The organism is Solemya elarraichensis gill symbiont (assembly GCF_002021095.1).
Taxonomy (GTDB): domain Bacteria; phylum Pseudomonadota; class Gammaproteobacteria; order Chromatiales; family Chromatiaceae.
This window is the reverse complement of sequence record NZ_MPRK01000003.1, coordinates 1-26,058: the sequence shown is the minus strand read 5'-3', so window position 1 is coordinate 26,058 and position 26,058 is coordinate 1. Positions and strand designations below refer to the sequence as shown.

Below are 26,058 nucleotides of genomic sequence, written 5' to 3'. Positions count from 1 at the left end.
CCCTCAAATAGCTGACGCCACTGTCGGATGCTCACTTTATTTTTCCTTTGGCGCTGGCGCACGTCAGAAAAACAGTCTCGCCTAGTGGCTACCGGGGACGCGCCTTCGATTCTCTCTCCTTGGCGCGCAGCGAGCGCTTTCTTCCAGTTAGCCATGTGAATTCTTCGGGCGATGTGTCTGCTGCTGTTAGCCGCTAAGCCCGGTCTCGAAACAGCCTGCCTCTAACAACCAGCGATAACCGCCACCCAGCTTCATTTCGCATTACCGAGTGGCGCGAGGGTGGCGGCTGATATACTATTTCTGCCATTGGCTTTGGGAGATAAAATGATCAAGGTATGCTACTTTGCCCGGCTCGCAGAAGAGCTCGAGTGTCGTGAAGAGGTGCTTGATAGCGGTTTCAATACGGTGCGAGACCTTGTTGAAACGCTTAAGCAGCGTGGTGAGCCATGGCAGTCTACACTATCGGACGGCAAGCTGATGGTGGCGCTCAATCACACCATGGGATCACTCGACTCTCAGCCTGCAGATGGTGATGAAATTGCTTTCTTTCCTCCGGTCACTGGCGGTTAAAGATGCCAGGCTCCGTTCGCATACAGCATGAGGATTTTGATATTGGCGTTGAAGTGCGTCGCTTTCAACAGGCACGTACCGAGATAGGCGCAGTCGCAACATTTACCGGGCTAGTCCGTGACCTCAACCTCAGAGACAAAGTCTCTTCAATGACTCTTGAACACTACCCCGGCATGACGGAAAAATCCCTTCAGGAGATTCTTGAGCAGGCGATTGAACGCTGGCAGCTGATCGATGCGATGGTCATTCATCGTGTCGGTAAACTGATGCCTGGCGACCAGATCGTTTTTGTTGCAACTGCCAGTGCGCATCGTGGCGATGCCTTTTCAGCATGTGAATTCATCATGGATTTCCTGAAGACAAAAGCACCCTTCTGGAAAAAAGAGGAAACTGCATCAGGCAGCCACTGGGTAGATGCGAGGGAGACAGACTCGGATGCGGCAGAGCGCTGGAAGTGATTGGCCATACCTGGTCTGGTAAAGATTCACCACGTTGAAGTCAGCGACTCCTGAGGTCAGGCCGCTGACACGCTAGCAAGCGCATCAGCGGCCTCCCACGGGCGTTTCATACTGAGGGCAGAAAACCCTCATGCAAATCAGCGTGTGGAGAGCATGCTGTTTGCATCAACACACATCCTCACGGATGTGACATCTGTTAGTCCGCCTGGCGCCTCAGAAAAGCCGGGATATCCAGGTAATCCATATCATTCTGATCAAGTGCATCCTGCGCATCTACCGGACGACTCTGTGCCTCATGTTGACGACGAATCACTGTCGGCTCATCAAGGCCCGCGTACGGACTGCTTCCCTCTGCAGGTGTACTACCTGACATATTACCGGCAACAGCGTCAGCTCCGGCTTCAAGATCAGATCCCACAGCTCTCTGTGGCATTCTCTGTTCAGTGGGCACTTCAATCGTTTTCAGAACTGGCGTGTGAGCTCCCTTGGTCTTGCCACCGAGTCCTGTAGCAACAACCGTTACACGCAGTTCGTCCTGCATGTCAGGGTCGATAACAGTCCCAACAACAACAGTTGCATCTTCATCTGCATAATCCTTAACGGTCACACCAACCTCGTCGAACTCACCAATTGACAGATCGAGTCCTGCGGTGATGTTAACCAGCACACCCTTTGCACCTGCGAGGTCGATATCCTCGAGAAGTGGACTCTGCAGGGCAATTTCCGCAGCATCACGTGCACGGTCCTCACCGGATGCAGCACCACTACCCATCATCGCGATACCCATCTCCGACATTACGGTTCTAACGTCGGCAAAGTCCACGTTGATCAGGCCAGGCTTGGTAATCAGCTCGGCAATACCCTGTACCGCATTGAGCAGCACATCGTTTGCAGAGTTGAATGCGTCCAGCAGTGACATGTTGGAGCCCAACACTTCACGCAGTTTCTCATTGGGAATGGTGATCAGTGAGTCGACATGCTTGCGCAGCTCCTCAATGCCTGCCTCCGCAATAGTCATGCGTTTCTTGCCTTCGAAACCGAAAGGCTTTGTGACCACGGCGACTGTCAGGATACCCATGTCACGCGCAACCTCGGCAACTACTGGTGCCGCCCCGGTTCCGGTACCACCACCCATGCCTGCGGTAATAAATACCATGTCCGCGCCGTGCAGCAGTTCCTTGATGCGCTCCTTATCTTCAAGCGCAGCCTGGTGTCCAACCTGTGGGTTTGCACCGGCTCCCAGCCCCTTGGTCAGGCTGGTACCAATCGGCAACTGTGTTGCAACGCCGCTTTTATTGAGTGCCTGTACATCAGTGTTGGCACAAATAAAATCGACCCCTTCAAGGCATGCCTGCAGCATGTATGACACGGCGTTACCGCCACCGCCACCTACGCCAATAACCTTGATCTCCGCCTCTTGCGAGTAGCTATCTACTATCTCAAACATATTCTCTCTCCACGCCCGTTAACGATGCCTGATGGTGTGCCGGAAAACTCTTCCCGACTTCTCCACACCAGCATCAAAAATTACCCTGGAACCAGCTTTTCATACGGCCCCAGACACCTTTTGCACCCGAAGGCGAAGGCGCATCCTTGATGCGCGCTGTCTCCTCCCGGTGCCCAAACAAGAGTAATCCCACGCCAGTTGCGTGAATTAGATTACTCACTACTTCAGACATGCCGGTAACATGCTGGGGTATTCCCAGTCGTACCGGCATGTGAAAAATCTCTTCAGAAAGATCCACCAGTCCTTCAACCTTGGAGCTGCCACCTGTCATAACGATTCCGCCAGCCAGTCGTGGCTCGAAACCACTGCGACGCAGCTCCACCTGGATCAGCTGAAGCAGCTCCTCGTAACGTGGCTCGATGACCTCTGCCAGCGTTTGACGGGAAAGACGCCGTGGTGGGCGGTCACCGATACTCGGAACCTCTATGGTCTCGTCAGCTGCCGCCAACTGTCGCAGTGCACAGCCATAACGCATCTTGATCGCCTCGGCGTTTGGCATCGGTGTGCGCAATGCAACTGCTATGTCATTGGTCACCTGGTCGCCCGCAATTGGAATCACCGCGGTGTGACGGATCGCACCCTCGGTAAACACGGCGATATCTGTCGTACCCCCTCCAATATCAACCAGGCATACGCCAAGCTCTTTCTCGTCATCCGAAAGTACCGAGTAACTCGAAGCAAGCTGCTCAAGAATCAGGTCGTCAACTTCAAGACCACAACGCCTGACACACTTCTCGATATTCTGTGCAGCACTGACCGCGCCGGTAACCATGTGCACGCGTGTCTCAAGACGCACGCCCGACATACCGACAGGCTGACTCACACCTTCCTGGTCATCGATAATGAATTCCTGCGGCAGGATATGGAGCATCTTCTGATCAGCCGGGATGGCAACCGCCTGTGCTGCATCGATGACGCGATCAACATCACTTTGGGTCACCTCACCATCCTTGATCGCAACCGCACCATGTGAATTAAGGCTCTTGACGTGGCTACCGGCAATGCCAGCGTTGACAGAGTGAATTTCACAACCCGCCATCAACTCGGCCTCTTCCACGGCACGCTGAATAGAGCTGACGGTTGATTCGATATTCACGACAACACCCTTTTTCAGTCCGCTGGACGGATGTGTGCCGATACCGATGATCTCGATCTCAGCGTCATCACGAATCTCACCAACAAGAGCGACGATCTTCGAGGTTCCTATATCAAGACCAACAATCAGCTTGCTGTCGCCACGTTTGCTCATGATGTAGTTTCCTCTGAAATATTCTGTTCGTAATCCTGCAAGTCGAGCTCCACGGCTACTCCATTTGAATAACGTGCATCAATCCGGCTCAGCGATGCCAGTTGATCGCTGAAGTGACGCATAAATCTCAGGGTACGATCGACCCGGGCGTCAACCTCACTGCTGCCAAGCACGATAGCCAGTCCGCTATCAAGGATCATGCTCCAGCCTCCCCTGCTGCTACGGCTGAGTGATTCGATCTCTCCGTACAATTTAAATCTCTTGCCCAGCTCCTGGTATTTCTGATACACAAGCGTGTGGTAGGTGTCATCACCGTTAAGCCGCGCAAAGTGCATGTAGTCAAGCATGTCCGGCGGCTCATAAAGTACGCCCTTGAGGCTGATCAGCTTTGTCGCGCCCCAGCGTATTTTCGGGCGATGCTGTTCGACTCGTATCACCAGGGTACCGGGCCAGATTCGGCGTACACTCGCAACCGCAATCCAGGGCACCTCGAGAACGCGCTGTTGTACCTCGTGCACATCCACGGAAAGGAAACCATCGGCAATTGCCGGTGCTACTGCCTGCTTGATCGCATCACTGTCGAGCTGCTTGCTTGGCGCATCAACAATCACCTCGGTAATCGGTAACTGCATACGCTCGGCAACTTCCTGATAGACGAACAGGGCTGCATACGCGATAGCCGGCACGCTAATAACGACCAGCATGAAGCGCAGGTGGCGACGCCACTCGATCGGCTTGCGCGGCGGCGCTTTGACTTTGCGCGATACCTTGCGTTTACGCGTCGCGGTCATGCATTCACCTCACTGGCATTGTCTAGTGTCTGCTCAAGAATACGTACCACGAGAGAGTCAAAATCTACCCCTTTCGCCTGTGCTGCCATCGGCACAAGACTATGGCTTGTCATACCCGGAACAGTGTTCACTTCGAGAAGCCAGAAATTTCCTGACTCATCCATCATCAGGTCAACGCGTCCCCAGCCACTGGCACCGACAGCACTGTAGGCCTCGAGGGCCAGCTTCTGTGCTTCCATCTCCTTCTCATCAGAAAGACCGGAGGGAATCAGGTAACGCGTTTCATCCGACTCGTACTTCGCTTCGTAGTCATAAAAATCACTATCGGTTTCAAGGCGAATCACAGGCATTGCCTCATCACCAACAACGGCAGCCGTGTACTCACTGCCGGTTATCCATTGCTCAATCAATACATTGTCATCGTATTCAGCTGCTGCCTCCCAGGCACCACGTAACTGGTCTGCAGAGGTAACCTTCGCCATGCCGATACTTGAGCCCTCCTGGGCAGGTTTGACCATCAGTGGAAAATCCAGTTCGGCGACTGCATCCAGGTCTGCTGCCTTGCGTACCATGCGATAAGCCGGTGTCGGCAAACCGAGTGCATTCCACAACAGCTTGGTACGGTACTTATCCATTCCGATCGCAGATCCGAGTACACCGCTTCCCGTATAGGGCAATGCGAGAGTCTCCAGCGCACCCTGCATGGCGCCATCCTCACCGCCACGGCCGTGCAGAACGATAAAGACACGATCAAAGCCGCCATCTATCAGATGTGACAAACTCTCCGGCCCGGTGACATCGATGCCATGTGCATCAACACCCTTGTTTTGAAGCCCGGCAAGAACCGCTGAACCACTAACCAGTGACACATCACGTTCGGCAGCCGTGCCACCCATCAACACTGCAACTTTTCCGAGTGCCCGTTTCTGTTCTGCGCTGATCTGGCTCATGATGGGTCTCCCACTACATGGACTTCCGGAACCAATTGAATACCGTTCAGTTCCTCAACCGTTGTCTGCACGTGCGCAATCAACTGTTCAATATCAGCAGCCGTTGCGTCACCCTGGTTAACTATGAAATTTGCATGTTTTTCCGAGACCACGGCACCGCCGATAGCGAATCCCTTGAGGCCTGCCTCTTCGATAAGACGCGCAGCAAAATCATTGTCGGGATTGCGGAAAGTCGAACCGCAAGTTGGCTGGTTGGTCGGCTGTGTTGCCGAGCGCTTATCGAGCAACACACGAATCTTCTCCTGCGCCTCATCAACATCACCATTCTCAAGAAAAAATTCTGCAGCCAGGAACCATTCATCCTGTTTACCCTCAACATGACGGTAAGCAACACGGTACTCATCCGGTGAACGCCGATGGATTTGGCCTTGTCTGTCAATGGTTTCGACGGCCTCGACATGTTCCCAGGTCTCACTGCCGAAAGCGCCTGCATTCATTGCCAGTGCACCACCAACCGTGCCCGGAATGCCGGCAAAAAATTCCAGCCCGGTAAAACCCTCACGGGCACAGATACGTGCCACCTTGGCGCAGGTGACTCCCGCCTCCGCACGCAGCATGCCGCCCTCCATAAAACGCATCTCCAGAAGCCTGTTCTTCGTTACGATCACGGTGCCGTTAAAACCTCCGTCACGTACAAGTAAATTACTGCCTAGCCCTACCCACAAGAGCGGCTCATTTTCAGGCAGGCCCGAGAGGAACAGCGCAAGATCATCTGCATCTGCCGGGCGGTAGAGGCGTTTGGCTGCACCGCCGGTGCGCCAGCTGCAGAAGTCGCCCATTGAGATATTCTCCTGGAGTTCGCCACGCAGCATCATTCACCACACTCCTCAAGGTCCGCAGGCAGACTGGCTGCAACCTTGCCGATATCACCTGCACCCATGACCAGTATCAGGTCACCCGGTTCAATGACCGCTGCAATCCGGTCAGAGAATTCATCTACCTGTTCAACAAAGATGGGTTCCAGCTCACCACGCTGACGAATTGCGCGTGTCAAGGAACGTCCATCGGCACCGGGAATCGGTGTTTCGCCAGCCGCGTAGACTTCACCGAGCAACAGCACGTCTGTTGAAGAGAGCACCGCGACAAAATCATCAAACTGTTCCTGTGTGCGCGAATAACGATGTGGCTGAAAGGCGAGTACAATTCTGTGATCCGGCCAGCCTTCACGAGCTGCGGTCAGGGTTGCGGCAAGCTCACGCGGGTGATGGCCGTAATCATCGACCACCAGCGCTTCACCATTGCGCCACGCCACCTTGCTGATCTGAAAACGGCGACCGATACCTTCGAAACGTGTCAGTGCCTGCTGAATACTTTCGTCGTCAACACCGAGCTCTGTCGCAACTGCGATTGCAGCCAGTGCATTCAGTACATTGTGTTCACCCGGCATGTTCAGAGAGACCTGCAGATGCTCGCGGCCTGCACGTTCAACTGTGAAATTTGTCGTCATGCCATTCTGCACCAGCTCGACGACACGTACATCCGCATCATCCGATGCGCCATAAGTGAGAACAGGACAGGTGATTTTCGGCAGCAGCTGGCGTACTTCATCATCATCGATACACATCACCGCAAGACCGTAGAAAGGCAGGTGATGGAGGAACTCGATAAAGGTCTGGCGCAGCTGGTCAAAATCCCCGCCGTAAGTCCCCATGTGGTCTGCGTCGATATTGGTGACAATAGAGATCATCGGCTGCAGGTAGAGAAAAGAGGCATCGCTCTCATCCGCCTCGGCAACCAGGTACTGACTTTCACCCAGCTGTGCATTAGCACCTGCGGAGTTCAGCTTTCCACCGATAACAAATGTCGGATCAAGGTCGCCCTCGGCAAGAATACTTGCCACCAGGCTCGTCGTAGTGGTTTTGCCATGCGTACCGGCGACTGCGATACCGTAGCGAAAGCGCATTAACTCAGCGAGCATTTCAGCACGTGGTACAACCGGAATTCGCTGCGCTGTTGCTGCGACCAGTTCAGGGTTATCCTGCTTGATGGCGCTGGAAACAACGACAGCATCACAGCCCTCGATCTGCTCAGCGGCATGACCGATATAAATTGTCGCCCCCATGTCGCGCAGCTGCTTAACCGGGCTATTCTCGGCAATATCAGAACCGGACACCTTGTAACCCAGGTTAAGCATTACCTGCGCAATGCCGTTCATACCGGACCCACCGATACCGACAAAGTAGAGATGTTTGACGCGCGACTGCATCGCTTCCGCTGTGCGTCCATTCAATACAGGGTGATCAGCCATGACCTAAAACCTCCTCGCAAAGGGTTGCAACCCGCGACGTTGCATCCGGTTTGGCAAGCTGTCGGGCAATCACGGCCATTTTCTTCAGCTTTGTTCTGTCACTGGCGGCAATAAAATCCGCAAGAAGTTGTGCATCCAGGTCGCGCTCCTGTATCAATTCGGCAGCACCTGCATCCGCAAGATAGCTGCCATTCGCTGTCTGGTGATCATCGACAGCGTACGGATAAGGGACCAGGCAGGCAGCCACTCCAGCTGCTGCAAGCTCTGATACAGTCAGGGCGCCGGAACGGCAAATTACCAGGTCTGCCCATGCAAATGCTTCGGCCATATCATCAATAAATGCGCTAACACTGGCATCGACACCGGCGCTGCGATAACTCTCAGCGGCCGCCTCGTCCTTGTCGCGCCCGGCCTGGTGGCGAACCACGGGCCGCTTGTCGGCATCAATCAGCGTCAATGCAGCAGGCACGGTTTTGTTCAGTGCAGCGGCGCCAAGTGATCCGCCAACGACAAGCAGCTGTAATCTGCCCTCGCGTGCGTCGTATCGTTCTTGCGGATCGGCCAAAGTTGTGATTTCAGGACGCACAGGATTGCCGGTCAGCTCCACCTTGTCGCCCTCGAAAGCACCCGGAAAAGCCTGGCACACGCGTGATGCAATTTTCGAAAGCAGCCTGTTGGTCAACCCGGGAATCGCGTTCTGCTCATGAATTAGCAGGGGAATCCCCATCAGGCGCGCAGCCACACCACCGGGAGCTGCTGCAAAACCACCCATGCCGATAACAAGATCCGGTGTGCGATGCTTCAAAACGCGCATCGCCTGCCACAGTGCACGGCTCAGTTGCAGCGGCGCAAGCAGCAGACGCTTGATGCCATTGCCGCGCAGTCCCTTGATATCAATGGTATCGATTTCGATGCCCTGCTCAGGCACAAGGCGCGATTCGAAACTCTCCTTCGAACCCAGCCATGTCACGTCGTGGCCCCTTGCAACCAGCTCTTTCGCAGTCGCAAGTGCAGGAAAAACATGCCCGCCAGTGCCACCGGCCATTACGAGAATCTGCGCCATATCGCACCCTCCCTCTTGACCGGTTTTTGCGCTGACACGATGCCACTCACTTCCATGTGAATACGCTGCAGTATTGCGATTACGAGACAGGCAACGATGATGCTGTTGCCGCCGTAACTCATAAGCGGCAGCGTCAAACCCTTGGTTGGCATCATGCCGAGATTGACAGCTATATGGATAAAGCCCTGCAGGCCAATCCACAGGCCACAACCGTATGCAACATAGACAGAGAATCGGTTACCCGCCTTCTCAGCCAGAACGGCGATGCGAATCGCACGCCATGCAATAAAAGTGAAAAATGCGATCACGGCCACTGTACCCATCATGCCGAGCTCTTCACCGATCACCGCAAGCAGAAAGTCATTGTGTGCCTCTGGCAGGTAGAAGAGTTTCTGTATACCGTTTCCGATACCAACACCAAACCACTCACCGCGTCCGAATGCGATTAACGCGTTGGACAACTGGTAGCCTGAGTCGAAGGGATCAGCAAAAGGATCAATAAAAGCCTTGATGCGCTCCCAGCGGAATGGTTCGAAAACAATCAGTGCTACCACGGCAGCAGCAGCCATCGCGAGAATGATACTGAACTGCCACAATGGAACACCTGCCAGCCACAACATGCCGAGCGCGGTCATCATGAGAACAAAAGTGGTTCCGAGATCGGGCTGCAACAGAATCAGCACCGAGGCCATGATCAACAGGATGATCGGCTTGATAAAACCCCACACCTTTCTTGCCACCTCGCTTTCGCGCCTATGCAGGTAACCTGCCAGAAACATCATCATGAAAAGTTTCATGAGCTCACTGCTCTGCAGGTTAAAAGGCCCCATTGGAATCCAGCGTCGCGCGCCATTCGCTTCACGACCAACACCCGGTATCAGCACCATAACCAGCAGAAGCAGGCCAAAGGCATACAGCCATGGACTCCAGCGCTCCCACTCCCGCATTGGTATCGCCAGGGTAACCAGGCCCGCGCCGAGTCCAAGCACGATTGAAATCATGTGACGCTGGGCATAAAACCATGGCGCCGCCTCACTGCGATGAAAAGTCGCAGAAGTAACAAACACAAGACCAGCAAATAAAAGGGTCAAAGCAGCCCCCAGCAGCTGATAATCCAGCGCCGGAGGCTCCTTGAAGCGCTGTTGAATGATCTGAGCGACAGCAATCATTGCAACAACCTCCCCACTTCTGCCATGAAGACTTCGCCACGCTCGATATAGTTTTTGAACATATCGAAACTGGCGCAAGCAGGAGAGAGCAGCACGCGGTCACCCGGAAGCGCGACAGCAGACGCTGCTGCCACGGCCTCGGCCATGTCTCCTGCATTTTGAATATTGAGCTGTGCCGGTAACGCGTCAGCGATCTGCTGCGCATCACGCCCGATCAGCACAAGCGCACGTGTATAGGCGGGCGCCATCTCGGCAAGTTCGTTAAATGATGCTCCCTTGCAGTCACCACCGGCAATCAACACCGTGCGGCTCGCATCATTGCGGTCAAGCCCTTGCAGTGCTGATACCACCGCACCGACATTGGTACCCTTGGAGTCGTTATACCAGCTGACACCATTTATTTCGGCAACGAACTGGGTGCGGTGAGGCAGACCGGGAAACTGCTTTGCCGCGTCAAGCATCGCCTGCATTGGCAGGCCGGCAGCATGTCCCAACGCAAGTGCCGCAAGCACATTGGCAACATTGTGCTGTCCGACAATCCGCAGCCCGGAGACCGGCAGCAGTGCTTCAGCACCATGGCACAACCAGCTTTCCCCATTGATTGAGCGCAAGCCAAAATCGCCGCCTGATGGCTCAGCCGTGGTAAAGCCGATAACCTCTTCTTCCTCAGCCAGTGCTGCTGCATCGGCGTCATCACAATTGACGACAGCATTCTTCGCTTTGGCGTAGACAACAGCTTTTGCAGCGACGTAGTCGGCATAGCTGTCATAACGATCCATGTGATCAGCCGAGAGATTCAAGACAACAGCAACCTCGGCTCGCAGTGAGTGAACCAGCTCAAGCTGAAAACTTGATAACTCCAGCACGTAGAGCTCAGCCGTATCATCCAGCAGGTCCAGAACAGGGATACCCAGGTTGCCGCCAACCGCGACACCTTTACCAGCAACTTTCGCCATTTCACCAAGCAAGGTGGTGACCGTACTCTTGCCGTTTGATCCGGTAATCGCGATGATCGGTGCTTTTGCTTCGCGAATAAAGAGTTCGATATCACCGATAACCTCGACACCTGCTTCCATCGCGTCTCGAATTACAGATTCAGTCAATGGCACACCAGGGCTGACGATCAGGCGTTCAGCACGAGCGAACTGCTCTGCATTAAAGTCACCTGTCGCAACAACAACATTCGGGTAGTCGCTCTTCAACTGCGCCAGACCGGGGGGAATATCCCGGCTGTCGCATGCCTCGACTGACACGCCCCGTGCACACAGATAACGGACACAGGAGAGACCGGTCACGCCCAGTCCAACGACCAGCGTGCGGGGTGCCTCCATGTTGTCCTCTGTTATTGCCATTGCTGTATTCACATCTCTGCCATTAACGAATTTTCAATGTTGCCAGCCCAACCAGCACAAGGATCAGACTGATGATCCAGAAACGCACGATGATGGTCGGTTCTGCCCATCCCTTGAGTTCATAGTGGTGATGCAGCGGTGCCATGCGGAAGATACGTTTGCCACGTGTCTTGAATGACCACACCTGCAGCATTACCGAGAGTGTCTCGACGACGAATAGCCCGCCCATGATGAACAGCACGACCTCCTGCCTCACCGAGATCGCAACCACGCCGAGAGCCGCACCAATTGCGAGGGCACCGACATCGCCCATGAAAACTTTTGCCGGGTAGGTGTTGAACCACAAAAAACCAAGTCCCGCACCAATCAGTGCCGAACAGAAAATCACCAGTTCACCAACCCCGGGCAGATAGGGCATGTGCAGATATTCAGAAAAATTGCTATGTCCCGACAGGTAGGCAAAAACCGCGAGGCCTCCTGCGACCAGCACAGTCGGCATGATCGCCAGTCCATCGAGCCCATCGGTAAGATTCACCGCATTGGATGAACCGACGATGACGAAATAACCCATGACAATGTAAAAAAGCCCCATGTCAAACACAGCATCCTTGAATACAGGGATCAAGAACTGCGTCTCTTGTGGAACCGTTGATGTTGTGTAGAGGGCTGTAGCTGCACCGACACCCAAAATCGACTGCCACAGGTACTTGTGCCTGGATGCCAGCCCTTTCGGATCCTGCTTGACGATTTTCTTGTAATCATCGATAAAGCCGATGATGCCGAATCCCATGGTGGTCAGCAGGGCGATCATGACATAGCGATTTCCGAGGTCTCCCCACAACAGTGTCGCCACAGCAACACCGGCAAGGATCATGACACCACCCATGGTCGGCGTACCCGCCTTGCTGAAGTGACTTTCCGGGCCATCGTCACGAACCGGCTGACCCTTATAGGTTGCCAGCTTGCGGATAATTGCCGGACCGGCAACGAATGAGAAAATCAGGGCTGTTAACACGCTGAGAATCGCGCGCAAGGTGATATAGCTGACTACTGCAAAGCTGCTGTCGAACTGCGCCAGGTAGTCTGCCAGAAGAATCAGCATCAGTTTTGCACCCCTGCATTCATTAATAGTTGGACGACCCGTTCCATTGCCGAGGCCCTCGAGCCCTTGACCAAAACAGTGTCACCTTGAACAAGTTTTTCATTCAGAAACTGCTGCAATTCGTCGAGTGACGCAGCTGCATAAGCGCCGTCACCAAAAGCCTCTGCTGCGTGACGACTCAGTTCACCTAGCGTCAGCAACAGGTCGACTCCTGCATCACGCGCAACCTCACCGAGATCTGCATGTTGTTGCTCGGCACCCTCACCAAGTTCGGCAAGATCTCCCAGCACCAGTACCGAGCGCCCCGGCAGTTCCTTGAGAACTGCAATTGCCGCGGTCACCGAATCCGGGTTTGCGTTATAGGTATCATCGAATACACGACAGCGTTCAGAGAAGAGCGGCGTAAGACGCCCGGGCACAGGCTTGAGACCGGCAAGGGCAGTTGTCGCTGCCTGCACATCAACTCCAGCCTCGTGCGCAACAGCCACCGCAGCAACTGCATTCATACAGTTGTGACGACCTGCAAGAGGAATGGTCAGACTCAACTGCTGACCAGCAAGGATGAAATCGAATGACTGGGAAAACCCCTTCTCATCCCACTCGCAACAAATCGACTCCTCGAGCAGGCGCACATCAACATGCTCAGAGGCTCCAAATGTCACCAGCTTGTGATCGCCTGCCAGACTGCGCCACATAGGCAGCCATTCGGAGTCACCATGACAGACGAAAACACCGCTATCGCCAAGCCCCTCAATAATTTCCGCCTTGGACTCGGCAACTCCCTGCAGCGACCCAAAGCCCTCGAGATGAGCACGTCCGGCATTATTCAGCAGGGCAATATCCGGTTTAACCAGGTTAGTTAGATAACGGATTTCACCGGGATGATTAGCGCCCATTTCTATGACTGCCCAGGCTTCATCCTGCAGACGGGTCAGTGTTAGTGGAACCCCGATGTCGTTATTCAGATTACCCCTGGTCATCAGAACCTCAGACTGCTGACGCAGAATCGCAGAGATCATCTCCTTGACGGTGGTCTTGCCGTTACTACCGGTGAGACCGATCACGCGCGCATCTGATTTCTGCCGCCATGCAGAGGCAAGTTCACCGAAGGCATGAAGCACGTCATCAACAACGATCTGTGCAATACCGGTTTCCAGTGGGTGATCAACCAGCACTGCAACAGCACCATCTGCGGCTGCCTGCCCAACATATTCATGGCCATCGAAGCGCTCACCGGGAATCGCAACAAACAGCGAGTTATTTTCAACAGCGCGACTATCGCTACCGACACGCTCAAAAACCACATCCGCACCGATCAGCCTGCCGTCGAGGAGTGTTGCTGCTTCGCTGGTGCTGAAATTGATCATGCACTCATCTCCCTGAAACAGCGCCTGGCCACCTCGACATCACTGAAATGGATGCGTTGGTCGCCAATTATCTGGTACTCCTCGTGTCCCTTGCCTGCGATCAGCACAAGGTCATCCGCTGCAGCTTTCTGCAAGGCAAGAGTGATCGCCTGCGCCCGGTCTAGTTCGATTTGAGTCTTTGCCTGATCAGCAACGCCTTCAAGAATTTGATCCGCAATCAGCTGAGGTTCTTCGGAACGTGGATTGTCACTGGTAATGATCAGGCGGTCCGCAAGGGTGTCTGCAATGCGTCCCATCTCTGCACGCTTGCCCTGATCACGGTCACCACCACATCCAAACAGGCACCAAAGTTCACCCTGCGCATGCTCGCGACACGCGCTCAGTGCCTTCTCAAGTGCGTCCGGAGTATGTGCATAATCGACAACGACCGTTGCCGCACCCTGCTTGGTCAGCAGTTGCATGCGACCCGGTACGGGCGGAACCTGCGAGAGCAGAAGAATCGCCTGCTTCAGGGAGTGGCCCAATGAAATCAGCACTCCTGCAGACAACAGTAAGTTGTCAACATTGAAACGTCCGAACAGACCCGTATGCATACTCTCCACATCACCCATGTAGCGCAGGTCGAATGCCAGACCAGTCGCAGTGGTTTCTATTTTTTCTGCAACAAGGCCCGATTCAAACGCATGCTTCTCGCCCCTTGATGAAACAGGCACCAACTTCACATCATCATCCAGGCAAGAGGAGATTGTTTCGGCATAATCATCATCGAAATTGATGACTGCCGCTTTCAGACCAGACATCCGGAACAGCTGTGCCTTTGCATCACCATAGGCCTCCATGCTGCCGTGGTAATCAAGGTGGTCGCGACTGAGGTTGGCAAACACGGCAATATCGAAAACAGCACCGGCAACCCTTCCCTGTGTCATGGCGTGCGACGAGACTTCCATGGCGACAGAAACGCACCTGCTAACATGCATCTCTGCCAGTAAGCCCTGCAGGGTCACGGCATCAGGCGTGGTATGTGTTGCTGTCGACAACTCTCCTGGAGTGCCGTTACCGATAGTGCCGATCATGCAAGCATGACTTTGCAAGTTCAAAGCATGTGCAAGCATCCAGGCACAACTGGTTTTCCCATTGGTTCCGGTAATACCGACAAGATCGAGTTTCGCGGAAGGATCGTCATAAAACCTCGCAGCAATCACACCTGCTGCCTGCGTCAGATCTTCAAGTGCCAGAACAGGAATTGCCGATGCAGTCATGCTCTGTGACGCTGCATCTTCAATACGCTCTGCGTCCCAACGCTCGTCAATTTCGACCACTATAGCAATAGCGCCCTGCGACACCACCGTGTCGAGATAATCAAGGCCATGTGAACGCAAACCTGCGCGCGCAATAAACAATGACCCCGGTTTTACCTCGCGGCTATCCTGGGTAACAGAGGTTACTGTCAACTGTGCCATCTCTTGCGGTAGCGTAACGATACCGGAGAGCAGGCTTTCAAGGCTTATCATCCACTTGCGCGTATCGGCAGCCATCATTGCATACCCCCTGTTGCTGCCAGTTGCAGCGGCGGGCGCGGCACATCACTATCCGGAGCGATATTCATCAGCTGCAGTGCATGCCCCATGACCTCGGCAAAAACAGGTGCTGCGACCTGTCCACCGTAATAAACATCACCCTTTGGTTCCTCGAAAACTGTCACCAGCACGAGCCTTGGATTTGATGCGGGAGCGATACCGGCAAATAGCGCACGGTAGCGCTTCTCGGTGTAACCATCCTTACCGACTTTTTTCACCGTACCTGTCTTACCGGCGACACGGTATCCGGCGATCGCGGCAAGCGGCGCCGTACCTTCGGTTGAGACGACCGCTTCCATCATCTTGCGAACATCACGTGCGATTTCATGATCCAGAATGCGTTGCTGGTCCAGTGGCTGCGAGCTCTTCAGCAAGGTCACCGGGCGCTTCACGCCATCGGCAGCAATCACGCTGTAAGCCTGCGCCAGTTGCAGCGCTGATACCGATAGGCCGTAGCCGAAAGCGAGAGTCGCTTTTTCGATCTCCGCCCAGCGGCTGTAGTTGGGCAGATGACCACTGCTCTCACCGGGAAACCCGACACCGGTTGCAAGACCGAAACCAAACGAGTCGAGCATGCGCCAATACTCGTCGCTCTTCATCTGCAAGGCGATGGTTGCTGCGCCAACATTACTCGACTTGCGCAGCACGCCGGCAAGGTCGAGTACGCCATAGGTATTGGGATCCTTGATTGTGTCTGATCCTACCTTGATCAAACCTTTACGAGTGGTCTTGATTCGTGTTTTCGTATCTACAACACCCAACTGCATTGCCGATGAAACCGTGATTGGCTTCATGGTCGAGCCAGGCTCAAATGTATCGACGACAGCACGGTTACGCAGGCGCCCACCGCGATTACTGCGATTACCATTGGGATTGAACGATGGCTGGTTGACCATCGCCAGCACCTCACCGGTGGTAACATCCAGCAACACCAGCGATGCTGAATTTGCCTTGTGCTTGCTGACTGCGCTCTTCAGCGCCCTGTAAGCGAAATACTGCAGGCGCCTGTCGAGGCTGAGAGTGACATCCTCTCCCGATTTTGCATCCTTGATGCTCTGCAATACATCAAACAGCTGTCGCCTGGCATCACGGCGCACCAATTGCTCCCCACCATGGGGTTGCAACGCCTCCTCGTAGAGCAGCTCGATACCTTCCTGCCCCCTATCGTCACGCCCGGCAAAACCGACGACATGGGCAAACACCTCGCCAGCCGGATAATAACGACGATACTCACGCTTGATGTTGACACAGCCAATACCAGACTCATCCGCAACACGCATTACGTGCGTCGCGTCCTGCGGCTTGAGCCAGCGCTTGAGATAGATAAAGCGCTTGTTACTGTAGAGGGCCAGACGTTGACGCAGTGCGTCCGGATCCTGTTTCAATGCGGAAGCCAAGGTACGGATCATTTGACTACCCTGCTTGATACAGCTGGGATCAGCCCAGATTGAATCAACAGGTGTGCTCACTGCCAGCGCCTCGCCGTTACGATCCAGAATACGCCCACGCTCGGCAGAGACAGGTACTTTCCTGAGGTTCTGGCGATCACCATGTTTTTGCAGGAAGTCTGTTCGACTCACCTGCTGATACCAGGCGCCGGCCACCAACACACTCGCCACGATAAAAATCACGAACAGCATGAAGCGGCGGCGCATATCGTAAGCAGGCGTCGCAAAGGCAGCAGCCTGCCCGGCCTTATGCTTGCGCAGGCGGGTTGCGGCGGATTCCTGTTTTTTAACGCGCTTCTTCAAGGCTCAAGCACCTGTATCTGCTCTATAGACGGCATATGCATCGAGAGTTTTTCACGTGCCAGCTCTTCAATTCGCCCATAACCGGCGAAAGTTGCCAGTTCTAGTTGCAGCTTGCCCCATGTAATCTGCAATTCATCGAGCTGCACACGCAGCAACTCTTTTTCAGCAAACAACTCGCGGCGCTGCTGTTTCGTCTCGACCAGGGCGAGACCGGACCACACTACGGCCACGATCAAGGTGCACAGAACCAGCCACCTCATGTTGCCAGCCTCTCGGCGACACGCAGTCTCGAACTGCGTGCACGCGGATTTCTGTCAATCTCGTCATCGCCAGGCGCCACCGGCTTGCCGACCAGGCGCATTTGCGCACGCATTCCCTCGCTTGATACCGGCAATCCTTTCGGCAGGTGATCCGCGGTCGACTGGTAACGCATGAAGCGTTTGACCAGGCGATCTTCCAGCGAATGAAAACTGATCACCACCAGGCGTCCTCCCGGCTTCAGCACTTCCAACGACTGCTGCAAGGCTGATTCGACCTGCTCTAGTTCACGGTTAAGCTTGATACGCAACGCCTGAAATGTACGTGTTGCCGGATGCTTGCCCTTCTCTTTTCGCGGCACTGCAGCCTCAACAAGCTGCGCCAGCTGCATCGTCGTAACAATTGGCTGTTCAACGCGTTGCGTCACGATCGCGGTAGCGATGCGCCCGGCAAATCGCTCCTCACCATAACGCCTCAATACATCACGAATCTCCTCCTGCGATGCGGTTGCCAGCCAATCAGCCGCAGTCATGGACTCACGCTGATCCATACGCATATCGAGCGGTCCGTCACGCATAAAGCTAAAACCACGCTCATCTTCGTCTAATTGCGGTGAAGAAACGCCAAGGTCAAGTAAAATACCGTCAACTTCTCCCATTTTACCTGCTTCGCCAGCCACTTCGGCCAGTGCCTCAAAACCTGTATGGAACATCTGGAAACGGGGGTCATTACCAAAACGCTGCTGCGCACAGGCAACCGCAGTGGCATCCCTGTCAATACCGATCAAGCACCCGTCCGGTCCAAGCTGTTCAAGAATTTTTGCACTGTGTCCTCCGCGCCCGAAAGTCCCATCGATATAGACGCCATCAGGCTTAATCGACAGCGCCTCCAGCGTCTCGTCGAGTAGCACTGGAACATGTTCGTTCTCCATGGGGTTACAGCATCAACTGCTGCAGCCTGTCGGAAACACCCGAATCTGACTGCCTGACAACTTCCAGGCAGGCTGCGTTTTGCGCCTCCAGTGCTGCCTCTGACCAGATTTCGAAACGCCTGCCCTTGCCGACGATGCCAACCTGCGCATTCGTCTCCAGGCTCGCATGCGTGCGGTGTGATGCCGGCAGCAGAATCCTGCCCTGACTATCCAGTTCCAGTTCGAAGAGGTTGGTGAAGAGAATATGCTGAAGGATGGCGTTTTCCTGCTTCAGCGGTGGCAGCGCGGCGACCCTCTCGGCCGTCTTCTCCCACTCGTCCCATGGATACATCCACAGGCAGGAACCGCCGGTCGGGTGCACTGTCACCGCGACGCGGGAACCGCAACGCTCGCGCAAACGATCGCGGTGTCGCGCTGGTATAGCGACCCGGCCCTTTGCATCCATCTTGACGAGGTTGGTTCCAAAATACATAAATTAGCCCTTTTGAGGGATTTCTCCCCCCCCTATTTCCCCACTTTCCCCCACTAACACCTAAATAATAGGTTGGATTAGCCGTCACGTCAAGGTCAATTGGTAAAAAAAGACTGAATTTACAATCACTTACAGTCGATATCCTGTTTTAAAAAAAGTTCGTTTAAAACATCTCCATAAAGAGTGCTTTTAAAGTAAATTATTAAGAAAGAGAGATCAAACAGAGAACGAAGGCGAAAAAAAGTGGGGGTGAGAGCCGACCGTTAAGCCGGGTTCTGTCGTGGATAATCATTCATCTAGGGGATGCGTCACCACATCCCTCGAGCAACCTACCCGAAAGCGCCTGCGGACCACAGACTGCAACAAGTGCAAGCTTTCCTATTTGGTCTTGCTCCGGGTGGGGTTTACCATGCCACAACTGTTGCCAGCTGCGCGGTGCGCTCTTACCGCACCATTTCACCCTTACCGGCCCCGAGGGGCTTAGGCGGTATCTTTTCTGCGGCACTTTCCGTCGGATCTCTCCGCCCAGGCGTTACCTGGCACCCTGTCCTGTGGAGCCCGGACTTTCCTCTCCCGCTTGCGCGGCAGCGATCATCTGGTCGACTCTCGCGAGCAAGGTACTGCTTTCGGGGGCAAGTTGCAACCAACAACTTTTCCCGCCCCCCTTGAATCCCCGAACCCCCGCCCTATATTTATTTCAGGAATAGAAATTTACTGAATATCTGAATAACCAGAGGAGACAAAACTATGGCTATCATGACACGCGATCCCTGGAGCTTGCTTGACCAGTGGAACAGGGAGATGAACCAGCTGCCATCAAGAGGCGACGACACAAGTCGTGTCGAGGGCAGCGACTGGACGCCTGCGGTGGATATTAAGGAAGAGGATGACCGCTTCGTTCTACACGCCGACATTCCCGGCGTCAGCGCAGATGAGATCGAGCTTTCCATGGACCAGAATGTGCTGACCATCAAGGGCGAGCGCAAACACGAATCAACCGAAAGCGGACAGGGATTCAAGCGCGTGGAACGCTCTCACGGCGTATTTACCCGCCGTTTTGCACTACCTGAAGGCGTTGATGCTGAACACATTAGCGCTTCCAGCAAGGATGGCGTACTTGAAGTCGTAATCCCCAAGCAGGAACCTCAGTCGCCACGCCGCATCTCGGTACAGTCGTAAGCGGCAGACAATAGCGCCCTGGTCGCGCAGGCGATCAGGGCTTTTTCATCTCCATGGTACGTTGATAGAGCTCCTTTTTACGCATATCAGTCAGGCGTGCCACCATTGCTGCAGCCTGGCCTGGCGGTAACTCATCCAGCGCAGCCTTCAGCAACTTATCTACACTGATGGTCAACTCCTCACTATTTTTGCCGGCTGAAGGTCCGACAAGAATAACCATCTCGCCACGCACCTGGTTGGCATCCGTTTCAAGCACACCAAGAAGTTCATCCGGTGTACCGCTAAGCAGGGTTTCATACTGCTTGGTCAACTCCCTTGCAATCACAACCTGCCTGTCTGCCTCGTATACAGACCTGAAATCCTCAAGCGAATCCCGCAGACGATGCGAAGATTCGTAACAGATCAGGGTGTGCGGCAGAGCCACCAACTCCTCGAGCCGCGCCCTGCGCTTTGAACTGTTGCGCGGTAAAAAACCCTCGAACTGAAAGCGGTCTGAAGGCAAACCGGAAACGCTCAGCGCCGTGATGACGGCACTCGGCCCCGGCACCGGAACCACGCGGATACCCGCCTCTCGACATGCACGCACAATGACAAAGCCCGGGTCACTGATCAGTGGCGTTCCAGCATCACTGACCAGCGCAACCGAAAGCCCAGAGGCGAGCTGGTCGATCAACTGACTACTACGCTTCTCTTCATTGTGCTCATGAACAGAAAGCAACTCGGCGCTGATCCCCAGCGCGCTTAGCAACTGCCCTGTGTGTCGCGTATCTTCGGCAGCGACAAGATCAACCTCGGACAACACCCTGACTGCACGCCGTGAGATATCTTCAAGATTTCCTATCGGTGTGGCAACAATATAGAGAATGCCCGATTTCTGTTCAGTTGACATCACCGCTCCGAGTTCCGATACTGATTCCTTCACAGGAGTACAATTCAAAGAATATGAAACCCATGCTATCACCGATCAAGCTGCTATTGGCGGCAACCATGGTCATCACGACACTTTCGGCCTGCGGCGGCAGAGGCGTCAGGACAGACGCACCTCTACGCACCGCTGCCACCTCTGCACCCGATGCCTCAACAAGGATCGCCGTGATGCTGCCGATGAGCGGAAAGCATGGGCAAGTCTCAGCGGCCATTCGCAGTGGCATGGAACTGGTCAACAGCAGACGACCACCCTCACAACGCCCAATGCTTGAGTTTATCAACTCGGGCAATGGCCTCTCCGACGCACTCCTCTCCACAACAACCGGCGCTGATATCATGGTCGGGCCTCTCTCACGCAAGAACGTGGATCAAGTGATGCGCGAGACCACCAGTCTGCCAAGAACAGTTATCGCCCTCAACCAAGTGAGTGACACCTCACCCTACGGTGTCTTCCAGTTTGGTCTGTCACCGGATGAAGATGGTCGCCAGATCGCCAGCAAGGCCTTTGCAGACGGCTACCGTACAGCCTCGATCCTCTACCCGGAAACAACATGGGGCAGTCGCTACCGGGCAGGCTTCAGCAAACACTGGGAACGTCTTGGCGGTGTCACAGCCACAATCGCTGCATACCCGCTTCCCGGCGAAACAGTAACAGACAGCCAGGAGAAAAAAACCAACCGTGAGCGACTCACTGATGCAGTCAAGTCGGTGCTCGAAAACAGCGGTGATTTTGTCTACGTCGTCGGCAAGCCGGCAAAAGCACGTGATCTGAGAACATTCCTGCTCTACTACGGCAATTTCGACCTGCCCGTCTATATCAGCGCACGCGGTTATGACCGCCGCCTGTTCGCACACAATATGGCAGATCTCAGAAATGCCTGGATGCCGGCTATGCCGATCAACATCCCGGATGAGAGACCGGAACCAGTCAGCGCTACGCAAAGTGAAACCGACACACCTGGGCAGGACGCCGAGACCGCTGCAATCGAGGCACTTGCAATTCAGCCGCAAAGCAACGAACCCGACTGGGCACAACTGACCGCTACTGCGAGCCAGTCATCGGGTTATCACAGCGATATAATCAGCAGCGCTGTACCCGGATGGAACGATATCGCTTCCATGCCAGGTTTCGATGCCAATTACGCCGCTTACTACGCTATGGGAATAGATGCCATGCTTTTGGCCCTGAACAGCTCGCAGCTTTCACCTGACAGAACCATCAGGGGGAGTACCGGTCTGCTGTTCTCCGATGAGGATGGCATCATCCGCCGTCACCCGGCCTGGATCTATTACGACAGCGAACAGATCAAGGTACTGCCACCCGCAGTACACTAAGCCATGCAAACCACAAGGAGTCGTGGAACATCAGCTGAAAACCAGGCGCTGGATTACCTGCAACAGCAGGGGCTATGCCTTGTCACGCGGAACTACAGCTGTCGCTGCGGTGAAATCGACCTCATCATGCGGGACTCAGGGGCGCTTGTTTTCGTTGAGGTGCGCTATCGGAAGAGTACCCGCTTCGGACTCCCCGAGGAGACGGTCGACAGCAGGAAACAACGCAAACTGATTCTCACCGCACAACGTTACCTGCAAGGATCGATGCGGCATGCCGGTTCGACGTGATCGCAATTTCGGAGAAGACGCCAATCAAGTGGATAAAAAACGCCTTTTGTATTGTCTAATCCAGTCACAAACATATAATGGAAAAAACAGGATTACTAACCATGGATACCCACATGACATACAGAATCATTCTTGCCGCCCTACTCTCGGCCGCCATATTAAATGGCTGTACAACAGCGGCCGTCACTGGGGCTGTCGGTGGTGCCGCAACAATCCATGACAGGCGCACAACAGGCGCTGTAATGGACGACTCCCAGATTGAAATTGAAGCCATTGGGATCATGAACGACCATCCGGAAATCGATGAAGTCGCACAAACCTCACCAATCAGCCACAACAGGCAGCTGTTACTGATCGGCCAGACATCCAACATGGAAGCTGCTCGCCGCTACGCAAAAATGGTTGCTGCAATTCCGAATGTACGTGCTGTTTTCAACGAAGTTGAGCAAGGCGCACATGCAAGCTTCGGTGACCGCACCTCGGATGCCTACATGACCACCAAAGTCAAACTCTCCCTCACAGGCATGGATATCGAGGGCTTCGACATCACGCGCGTCAATGTCAGCACCTTTCTCGACCGGGTATACCTGATGGGCCTTGTCACCAGGAAAGAAGCTGCAGCCGTTACCAACAGGGTGCGCGGTATCAGCGGAGTCAAAAAGGTGATCGATATTTTTGAATATATTGACGGGTAATTCACCCTTGTTACCGGATTTTCTCGAGCGCCTGTGCGAAATCGCCGGCTCTGACAATGTTCTAAGCGAAGCCGGGCAAACCTGGGCTTACGGGTATGACAACAGCAGGCGCCAGGCACAGCCAGGTGCTGTCGTACACGTGCATAATGCTGACCAGGTAGAGAAGATCGTCAGGCTCTGCCATGAAACGGGAGTAGCGATCACCGCGCGCGGCAAGGGCACAGGCACCACTGGTGCCACCGTTCCCCTCGCTCACGCCCTGGTCATCAGCTTCGAACGCATGAACCGCATCATCGAGATCGACACCGCCAACCGGCTTGCACGTGTCGAACCCGGAGTGACCAATGGCGAACTCCAGGCAGCACTGAAGCCACTCGGTTTCTTCTGGCCACCCGATCCAACCAGCGCGGCTGTATGCACCATCGGTGGTAACCTTGCATATAACTCTGCAGGCCCACGCGCGGTCAAATACGGCACACCAAGGGAGAACAGCCTTGGTCTGAAAGCAGTGTCCGGAAGCGGAGAGGTATTTGCGACCGGGTGCAACACCACCAAGGGCGTGGTCGGCTACGACCTGACGCGTTTACTGATTGGCAGTGAAGGTACGCTGGCAATCATCACGGAAGCTACTCTCAAACTAACACCCCTTCCGGAAGCAAAATGCACCATGCAAGCGACCTATCGCGATATAGAGTCAGCGGCCCAGGCTGTTGCCGCCATCATGGCTCAACCAGTGATTCCCTGTGCGCTCGAGTTCATGGATGGCACAGCCATAAAGATGGTCCGCAAGCATGCTGACCTGGGACTGGACGAGAGTGTCGGCGCACTACTGATGATCGAAGTCGATGGAACTGAAAAGAGTATTACCGAGGCTGCCGAAGCAGTCGCAGCAGCCGCCAGAAGCGGCCATTGTCTCTCTGTCGATATCGCCCAAAGCGACGAGGAAGTGCAAAAACTGTGGAAGACGCGCAAGGCGCTCTCCCCTGCGCTGCGCACAATCGCACCGAAGAAGATTAATGAAGATGTCGTTGTTCCGGTCTCATCGATTCCACAACTCATCGGCGGACTGGAAAAGCTCTCTGCTGATCATGACATCATGATCGTCAACTTCGGCCACGCAGGTAATGGCAACATTCACGTCAACCTGTTGGTCAACCCGGATGATAAAGAGGAGATGAAACGCGCCCATACATGTCTCGATGCTGTATTTGACCTGGTGCTAACACTTGGTGGTACCTTGTCAGGGGAGCACGGCGTGGGACTCGAAAAACGTGATTTTATCGACAGGGAGATCGACCCGGTTGCACTACGTCTGATGCATGACATCAAGAAGCAGTTCGATCCGGCAAATATTCTCAATCCCGGCAAGACGATTCCACCACTTGAATCAGATAGCGGATAAAAACCCCTGTTTTTACACCTTAAAGTCGGCCGTAGGCAGTTCATACTTTGACTGACAGAAACAACAATCAGCAAAAGACAAACCAGAGGATGAGTTATGGCAACCTATGAATGTTCACAATGCGGCATGGCAGTTAATGCAACCTGTGCAAAATGCGATGCGCCACTCGTTAACGACACACTCAAGCTTGAAGACGGCAGCGAAGTGCAGGTGTCCAAGTGCCCCAATGGCCACGGCATGATCAAATCCCCCCTCTGCTGTGGACAGGATATGACCTGCACAACCAACTAAGGTTGATTTTCAACGTAAAAAAACCGCGCCAATCAGGCGCGGTTTTTAGTTTGGGTAGCAGGCCTGGCATCAGGAGCAGCCACCACCAGCAGAACCGCAGGTTCCACAACCAGCACCATCAACCGGCTGCAGGTTATTGAAGACAAAGCTGGCGTCGCCGTTACCGCGGTCGACAAAGTCGATTTCAACGCCCTTGAGGTGCTCCATGGTGCCATCATCGACAATCACCTTGAATGTCTCGCACGCCAGTACCTTGTCGTTTGAATTCAACTGGTCAGTAAAGCTCATGCCAAAGCTGATGCCGCTGCAGCCACCAAGGGTTGCATAGACACGAACGCCCTGAACGTCATCTTCGATCTGGGTAAAAAGTTCCGCCATCTTGCCCTGTGCTGTTTCAGTCAGGCTCAGGTCGGTTTCAGTTAACAGGTTTGTACTCATCAATCTCGCTCCGGGGAGAACACTAATCTTTGCATTATAGCAGTATCTGTCGATTAATGGCCCCTGTGATTTCCCGTGAGAAAATGTCGGTAATTCCGGTCTATAATGGCCACTGAGTTACAAAAAAATCAAACTCCAAGGGAGAGAGACATGAAGAACGCCATCATCATGCTGAGTGCAGCACTGCTTCTACTCGTAGCACCGCTGGTTTCTGCTGAAAACAGCACAGAGATCGAAGGATACGTGATACACCATAACGCCATCACCACAGATATACTGACACCTGAAATCGCGCGTCACTACGGCATTATCCGCAGCCGAAATCGTGCCATGCTGAATGTCTCGGTAATGAGGAAGAAACAGGATGCGCTAGATGAGGCAGTTCCAGCCGAAGTCAAGGCATACACGACCAACCTCTACGGCCAGCAGAGGAAACTTGTCCTGCACAAGGTCGAGGAAGGCAACGCCATCTATTACATCGGTGACTTCCTGATACGAAACGGCGACCGCCTCAATTTTCATATCGACGTGAAACCCGAAGGCGAAAGGAATTATTCACCAGCCACTTTTTCCCAGGAATTCTATACAGAGTAACTGCTACCCGGTCTCCCTGGTTACCTGAACCACC

At 54.3% G+C, this 26,058-nt stretch carries 28 protein-coding genes and 1 other RNA gene; 10 read left to right on the top strand and 19 right to left on the bottom strand.

The annotated features are described in order from the left end of the window. Nucleotides 1-27: 27 nt before the first annotated feature. From BOW51_RS11760 to moaE, 3 genes are all read left to right on the top strand, one after another. Complete coding sequence (locus BOW51_RS11760; RefSeq protein ID WP_281252848.1) at nucleotides 28-159, top strand: hypothetical protein; 132 nt, start codon at nucleotides 28-30, stop codon at nucleotides 157-159. A 165-nt stretch (nucleotides 160-324) separates the two neighbouring features. Then, nucleotides 325-570, top strand: coding sequence for a molybdopterin converting factor subunit 1 (gene moaD, locus BOW51_RS00460; RefSeq protein WP_078475910.1), 246 nt, complete (start codon nucleotides 325-327; stop codon nucleotides 568-570). A gap of 2 nt (nucleotides 571-572) precedes the next feature. After that, entirely contained in the window at nucleotides 573-1,028 is a 456-nt protein-coding gene (gene moaE, locus BOW51_RS00455; protein ID WP_078475909.1) for a molybdopterin synthase catalytic subunit MoaE, read from the top strand. 196 nt (nucleotides 1,029-1,224) lie between these two features. On the opposite strand, the gene ftsZ is transcribed toward moaE, so the two are convergent. From ftsZ to rnpB, 17 genes are all read right to left on the bottom strand, one after another. Beyond that, on the bottom strand, nucleotides 1,225-2,475 hold the full coding sequence (gene ftsZ / locus BOW51_RS00450) for a cell division protein FtsZ (RefSeq protein ID WP_078475908.1): 1,251 nt from the start codon (nucleotides 2,473-2,475) through the stop codon (nucleotides 1,225-1,227). A 73-nt stretch (nucleotides 2,476-2,548) separates the two neighbouring features. After that, nucleotides 2,549-3,784 carry a cell division protein FtsA gene (gene ftsA / locus BOW51_RS00445; RefSeq protein WP_078475907.1) on the bottom strand — a complete coding sequence of 412 codons (1,236 nt, stop codon included), beginning with the start codon at nucleotides 3,782-3,784 and terminating at the stop codon, nucleotides 2,549-2,551. Beyond that, a complete protein-coding gene (locus BOW51_RS00440) occupies nucleotides 3,781-4,575 on the bottom strand; it encodes a cell division protein FtsQ/DivIB (RefSeq protein ID WP_078475906.1) in 795 nt (264 codons plus the stop codon). The genes ftsA and BOW51_RS00440 overlap by 4 nt, the downstream gene beginning before the upstream one ends. After that, nucleotides 4,572-5,525 carry a D-alanine--D-alanine ligase gene (locus BOW51_RS00435; protein WP_078475905.1) on the bottom strand — a complete coding sequence of 318 codons (954 nt, stop codon included), beginning with the start codon at nucleotides 5,523-5,525 and terminating at the stop codon, nucleotides 4,572-4,574. The genes BOW51_RS00440 and BOW51_RS00435 overlap by 4 nt, the downstream gene beginning before the upstream one ends. Further along, on the bottom strand, nucleotides 5,522-6,400 hold the full coding sequence (gene murB, locus BOW51_RS00430; RefSeq protein ID WP_078475904.1) for a UDP-N-acetylmuramate dehydrogenase: 879 nt from the start codon (nucleotides 6,398-6,400) through the stop codon (nucleotides 5,522-5,524). Before murB ends, BOW51_RS00435 begins: the two co-directional genes overlap by 4 nt. After that, nucleotides 6,397-7,833 carry a UDP-N-acetylmuramate--L-alanine ligase gene (gene murC / locus BOW51_RS00425; RefSeq protein WP_078475903.1) on the bottom strand — a complete coding sequence of 479 codons (1,437 nt, stop codon included), beginning with the start codon at nucleotides 7,831-7,833 and terminating at the stop codon, nucleotides 6,397-6,399. The genes murB and murC overlap by 4 nt, the downstream gene beginning before the upstream one ends. Next, on the bottom strand, nucleotides 7,826-8,896 hold the full coding sequence (gene murG / locus BOW51_RS00420) for an undecaprenyldiphospho-muramoylpentapeptide beta-N-acetylglucosaminyltransferase (protein ID WP_078475902.1): 1,071 nt from the start codon (nucleotides 8,894-8,896) through the stop codon (nucleotides 7,826-7,828). The genes murC and murG overlap by 8 nt, the downstream gene beginning before the upstream one ends. Continuing rightward, nucleotides 8,878-10,065 (bottom strand): putative lipid II flippase FtsW, encoded by a 1,188-nt coding sequence (gene ftsW, locus BOW51_RS00415; RefSeq protein WP_078475901.1) that lies wholly within the window; start codon nucleotides 10,063-10,065, stop codon nucleotides 8,878-8,880. Before ftsW ends, murG begins: the two co-directional genes overlap by 19 nt. Further along, complete coding sequence (murD, locus tag BOW51_RS00410) at nucleotides 10,062-11,417, bottom strand: UDP-N-acetylmuramoyl-L-alanine--D-glutamate ligase (RefSeq protein ID WP_078475900.1); 1,356 nt, start codon at nucleotides 11,415-11,417, stop codon at nucleotides 10,062-10,064. Before murD ends, ftsW begins: the two co-directional genes overlap by 4 nt. A gap of 22 nt (nucleotides 11,418-11,439) precedes the next feature. After that, nucleotides 11,440-12,519, bottom strand: coding sequence for a phospho-N-acetylmuramoyl-pentapeptide-transferase (gene mraY, locus BOW51_RS00405; protein WP_078475899.1), 1,080 nt, complete (start codon nucleotides 12,517-12,519; stop codon nucleotides 11,440-11,442). Beyond that, nucleotides 12,519-13,886 carry a UDP-N-acetylmuramoyl-tripeptide--D-alanyl-D-alanine ligase gene (locus tag BOW51_RS00400; protein WP_078475898.1) on the bottom strand — a complete coding sequence of 456 codons (1,368 nt, stop codon included), beginning with the start codon at nucleotides 13,884-13,886 and terminating at the stop codon, nucleotides 12,519-12,521. Before BOW51_RS00400 ends, mraY begins: the two co-directional genes overlap by 1 nt. Beyond that, nucleotides 13,883-15,424 (bottom strand): UDP-N-acetylmuramoyl-L-alanyl-D-glutamate--2,6-diaminopimelate ligase, encoded by a 1,542-nt coding sequence (locus BOW51_RS00395; protein ID WP_245828265.1) that lies wholly within the window; start codon nucleotides 15,422-15,424, stop codon nucleotides 13,883-13,885. The genes BOW51_RS00400 and BOW51_RS00395 overlap by 4 nt, the downstream gene beginning before the upstream one ends. Then, on the bottom strand, nucleotides 15,421-17,214 hold the full coding sequence (locus tag BOW51_RS00390; protein WP_245828263.1) for a peptidoglycan D,D-transpeptidase FtsI family protein: 1,794 nt from the start codon (nucleotides 17,212-17,214) through the stop codon (nucleotides 15,421-15,423). Before BOW51_RS00390 ends, BOW51_RS00395 begins: the two co-directional genes overlap by 4 nt. Beyond that, nucleotides 17,211-17,474, bottom strand: a complete 264-nt coding sequence (gene ftsL, locus BOW51_RS00385) for a cell division protein FtsL (RefSeq protein WP_078475897.1) — start codon at nucleotides 17,472-17,474, stop codon at nucleotides 17,211-17,213. Before ftsL ends, BOW51_RS00390 begins: the two co-directional genes overlap by 4 nt. Next, nucleotides 17,471-18,403: a 16S rRNA (cytosine(1402)-N(4))-methyltransferase RsmH gene (gene rsmH, locus BOW51_RS00380; protein WP_078475896.1), complete on the bottom strand. Its 933-nt coding sequence runs from the start codon at nucleotides 18,401-18,403 to the stop codon at nucleotides 17,471-17,473. The genes ftsL and rsmH overlap by 4 nt, the downstream gene beginning before the upstream one ends. Before the next feature lie 4 nt (nucleotides 18,404-18,407). Beyond that, nucleotides 18,408-18,875, bottom strand: coding sequence for a division/cell wall cluster transcriptional repressor MraZ (gene mraZ, locus BOW51_RS00375; protein WP_078475895.1), 468 nt, complete (start codon nucleotides 18,873-18,875; stop codon nucleotides 18,408-18,410). A 248-nt stretch (nucleotides 18,876-19,123) separates the two neighbouring features. Then, nucleotides 19,124-19,482, bottom strand: an RNA gene (rnpB, locus tag BOW51_RS00370) — RNase P RNA component class A. 140 nt (nucleotides 19,483-19,622) lie between these two features. Here rnpB and BOW51_RS00365 point away from each other — a divergent pair. After that, a complete protein-coding gene (locus BOW51_RS00365; protein WP_078475894.1) occupies nucleotides 19,623-20,054 on the top strand; it encodes an Hsp20/alpha crystallin family protein in 432 nt (143 codons plus the stop codon). A 34-nt stretch (nucleotides 20,055-20,088) separates the two neighbouring features. On the opposite strand, the gene rsmI is transcribed toward BOW51_RS00365, so the two are convergent. Further along, the gene (rsmI, locus tag BOW51_RS00360; protein ID WP_078475893.1) at nucleotides 20,089-20,943 is read right to left on the bottom strand and encodes a 16S rRNA (cytidine(1402)-2'-O)-methyltransferase; all 855 of its coding nucleotides are present in this window, start codon (nucleotides 20,941-20,943) and stop codon (nucleotides 20,089-20,091) included. Nucleotides 20,944-21,005: 62 nt separating this feature from the next. Here rsmI and BOW51_RS00355 point away from each other — a divergent pair, with 62 nt between their 5' ends. The 5 genes from BOW51_RS00355 (at nucleotide 21,006) to BOW51_RS00335 (ending at nucleotide 24,992) form a co-directional block, all read left to right on the top strand. Beyond that, nucleotides 21,006-22,316 carry a penicillin-binding protein activator gene (locus tag BOW51_RS00355; protein WP_167367192.1) on the top strand — a complete coding sequence of 437 codons (1,311 nt, stop codon included), beginning with the start codon at nucleotides 21,006-21,008 and terminating at the stop codon, nucleotides 22,314-22,316. A 3-nt stretch (nucleotides 22,317-22,319) separates the two neighbouring features. Further along, nucleotides 22,320-22,604 (top strand): YraN family protein, encoded by a 285-nt coding sequence (locus tag BOW51_RS00350; protein WP_306341472.1) that lies wholly within the window; start codon nucleotides 22,320-22,322, stop codon nucleotides 22,602-22,604. Between the two features lie 113 nt (nucleotides 22,605-22,717). Further along, the gene (locus BOW51_RS00345; protein WP_167367191.1) at nucleotides 22,718-23,299 is read left to right on the top strand and encodes a BON domain-containing protein; all 582 of its coding nucleotides are present in this window, start codon (nucleotides 22,718-22,720) and stop codon (nucleotides 23,297-23,299) included. Continuing rightward, nucleotides 23,280-24,701 carry an FAD-binding oxidoreductase gene (locus BOW51_RS00340; RefSeq protein WP_370738142.1) on the top strand — a complete coding sequence of 474 codons (1,422 nt, stop codon included), beginning with the start codon at nucleotides 23,280-23,282 and terminating at the stop codon, nucleotides 24,699-24,701. The genes BOW51_RS00345 and BOW51_RS00340 overlap by 20 nt, the downstream gene beginning before the upstream one ends. A 96-nt stretch (nucleotides 24,702-24,797) precedes the next feature. Next, complete coding sequence (locus BOW51_RS00335) at nucleotides 24,798-24,992, top strand: hypothetical protein (protein ID WP_078475889.1); 195 nt, start codon at nucleotides 24,798-24,800, stop codon at nucleotides 24,990-24,992. A gap of 69 nt (nucleotides 24,993-25,061) precedes the next feature. Here the strand turns inward: BOW51_RS00335 and BOW51_RS00330 are convergent, their stop codons facing one another. Next, complete coding sequence (locus tag BOW51_RS00330; protein WP_078475888.1) at nucleotides 25,062-25,430, bottom strand: HesB/IscA family protein; 369 nt, start codon at nucleotides 25,428-25,430, stop codon at nucleotides 25,062-25,064. Between the two features lie 150 nt (nucleotides 25,431-25,580). Here BOW51_RS00330 and BOW51_RS00325 point away from each other — a divergent pair, with 150 nt between their 5' ends. After that, complete coding sequence (locus tag BOW51_RS00325) at nucleotides 25,581-26,024, top strand: DUF4426 domain-containing protein (RefSeq protein WP_167367190.1); 444 nt, start codon at nucleotides 25,581-25,583, stop codon at nucleotides 26,022-26,024. Nucleotides 26,025-26,058: the final 34 nt, after the last annotated feature.

Bases quoted from the DNA above. Each gene is read 5' to 3' on its own strand.
- BOW51_RS11760 (WP_281252848.1), top strand. From the start codon at position 28: ATGCTCACTTTATTTTTCCTTTGGCGCTGGCGCACGTCAGAAAAACAG.
- moaD (WP_078475910.1), top strand. From the start codon at position 325: ATGATCAAGGTATGCTACTTTGCCCGGCTCGCAGAAGAGCTCGAGTGT.
- moaE (WP_078475909.1), top strand. From the start codon at position 573: ATGCCAGGCTCCGTTCGCATACAGCATGAGGATTTTGATATTGGCGTT.
- ftsZ (WP_078475908.1), bottom strand. From the start codon at position 2,475: ATGTTTGAGATAGTAGATAGCTACTCGCAAGAGGCGGAGATCAAGGTT.
- ftsA (WP_078475907.1), bottom strand. From the start codon at position 3,784: ATGAGCAAACGTGGCGACAGCAAGCTGATTGTTGGTCTTGATATAGGA.
- BOW51_RS00440 (WP_078475906.1), bottom strand. From the start codon at position 4,575: ATGACCGCGACGCGTAAACGCAAGGTATCGCGCAAAGTCAAAGCGCCG.
- BOW51_RS00435 (WP_078475905.1), bottom strand. From the start codon at position 5,525: ATGAGCCAGATCAGCGCAGAACAGAAACGGGCACTCGGAAAAGTTGCA.
- murB (WP_078475904.1), bottom strand. From the start codon at position 6,400: ATGATGCTGCGTGGCGAACTCCAGGAGAATATCTCAATGGGCGACTTC.
- murC (WP_078475903.1), bottom strand. From the start codon at position 7,833: ATGGCTGATCACCCTGTATTGAATGGACGCACAGCGGAAGCGATGCAG.
- murG (WP_078475902.1), bottom strand. From the start codon at position 8,896: ATGGCGCAGATTCTCGTAATGGCCGGTGGCACTGGCGGGCATGTTTTT.
- ftsW (WP_078475901.1), bottom strand. From the start codon at position 10,065: ATGATTGCTGTCGCTCAGATCATTCAACAGCGCTTCAAGGAGCCTCCG.
- murD (WP_078475900.1), bottom strand. From the start codon at position 11,417: ATGGCAATAACAGAGGACAACATGGAGGCACCCCGCACGCTGGTCGTT.
- mraY (WP_078475899.1), bottom strand. From the start codon at position 12,519: ATGCTGATTCTTCTGGCAGACTACCTGGCGCAGTTCGACAGCAGCTTT.
- BOW51_RS00400 (WP_078475898.1), bottom strand. From the start codon at position 13,886: ATGATCAATTTCAGCACCAGCGAAGCAGCAACACTCCTCGACGGCAGG.
- BOW51_RS00395 (WP_245828265.1), bottom strand. From the start codon at position 15,424: ATGATGGCTGCCGATACGCGCAAGTGGATGATAAGCCTTGAAAGCCTG.
- ftsL (WP_078475897.1), bottom strand. From the start codon at position 17,474: ATGAGGTGGCTGGTTCTGTGCACCTTGATCGTGGCCGTAGTGTGGTCC.
- rsmH (WP_078475896.1), bottom strand. From the start codon at position 18,403: ATGGAGAACGAACATGTTCCAGTGCTACTCGACGAGACGCTGGAGGCG.
- mraZ (WP_078475895.1), bottom strand. From the start codon at position 18,875: ATGTATTTTGGAACCAACCTCGTCAAGATGGATGCAAAGGGCCGGGTC.
- BOW51_RS00365 (WP_078475894.1), top strand. From the start codon at position 19,623: ATGGCTATCATGACACGCGATCCCTGGAGCTTGCTTGACCAGTGGAAC.
- rsmI (WP_078475893.1), bottom strand. From the start codon at position 20,943: ATGTCAACTGAACAGAAATCGGGCATTCTCTATATTGTTGCCACACCG.
- BOW51_RS00355 (WP_167367192.1), top strand. From the start codon at position 21,006: ATGCTATCACCGATCAAGCTGCTATTGGCGGCAACCATGGTCATCACG.
- BOW51_RS00350 (WP_306341472.1), top strand. From the start codon at position 22,320: ATGCAAACCACAAGGAGTCGTGGAACATCAGCTGAAAACCAGGCGCTG.
- BOW51_RS00345 (WP_167367191.1), top strand. From the start codon at position 22,718: ATGACATACAGAATCATTCTTGCCGCCCTACTCTCGGCCGCCATATTA.
- BOW51_RS00335 (WP_078475889.1), top strand. From the start codon at position 24,798: ATGGCAACCTATGAATGTTCACAATGCGGCATGGCAGTTAATGCAACC.
- BOW51_RS00330 (WP_078475888.1), bottom strand. From the start codon at position 25,430: ATGAGTACAAACCTGTTAACTGAAACCGACCTGAGCCTGACTGAAACA.
- BOW51_RS00325 (WP_167367190.1), top strand. From the start codon at position 25,581: ATGAAGAACGCCATCATCATGCTGAGTGCAGCACTGCTTCTACTCGTA.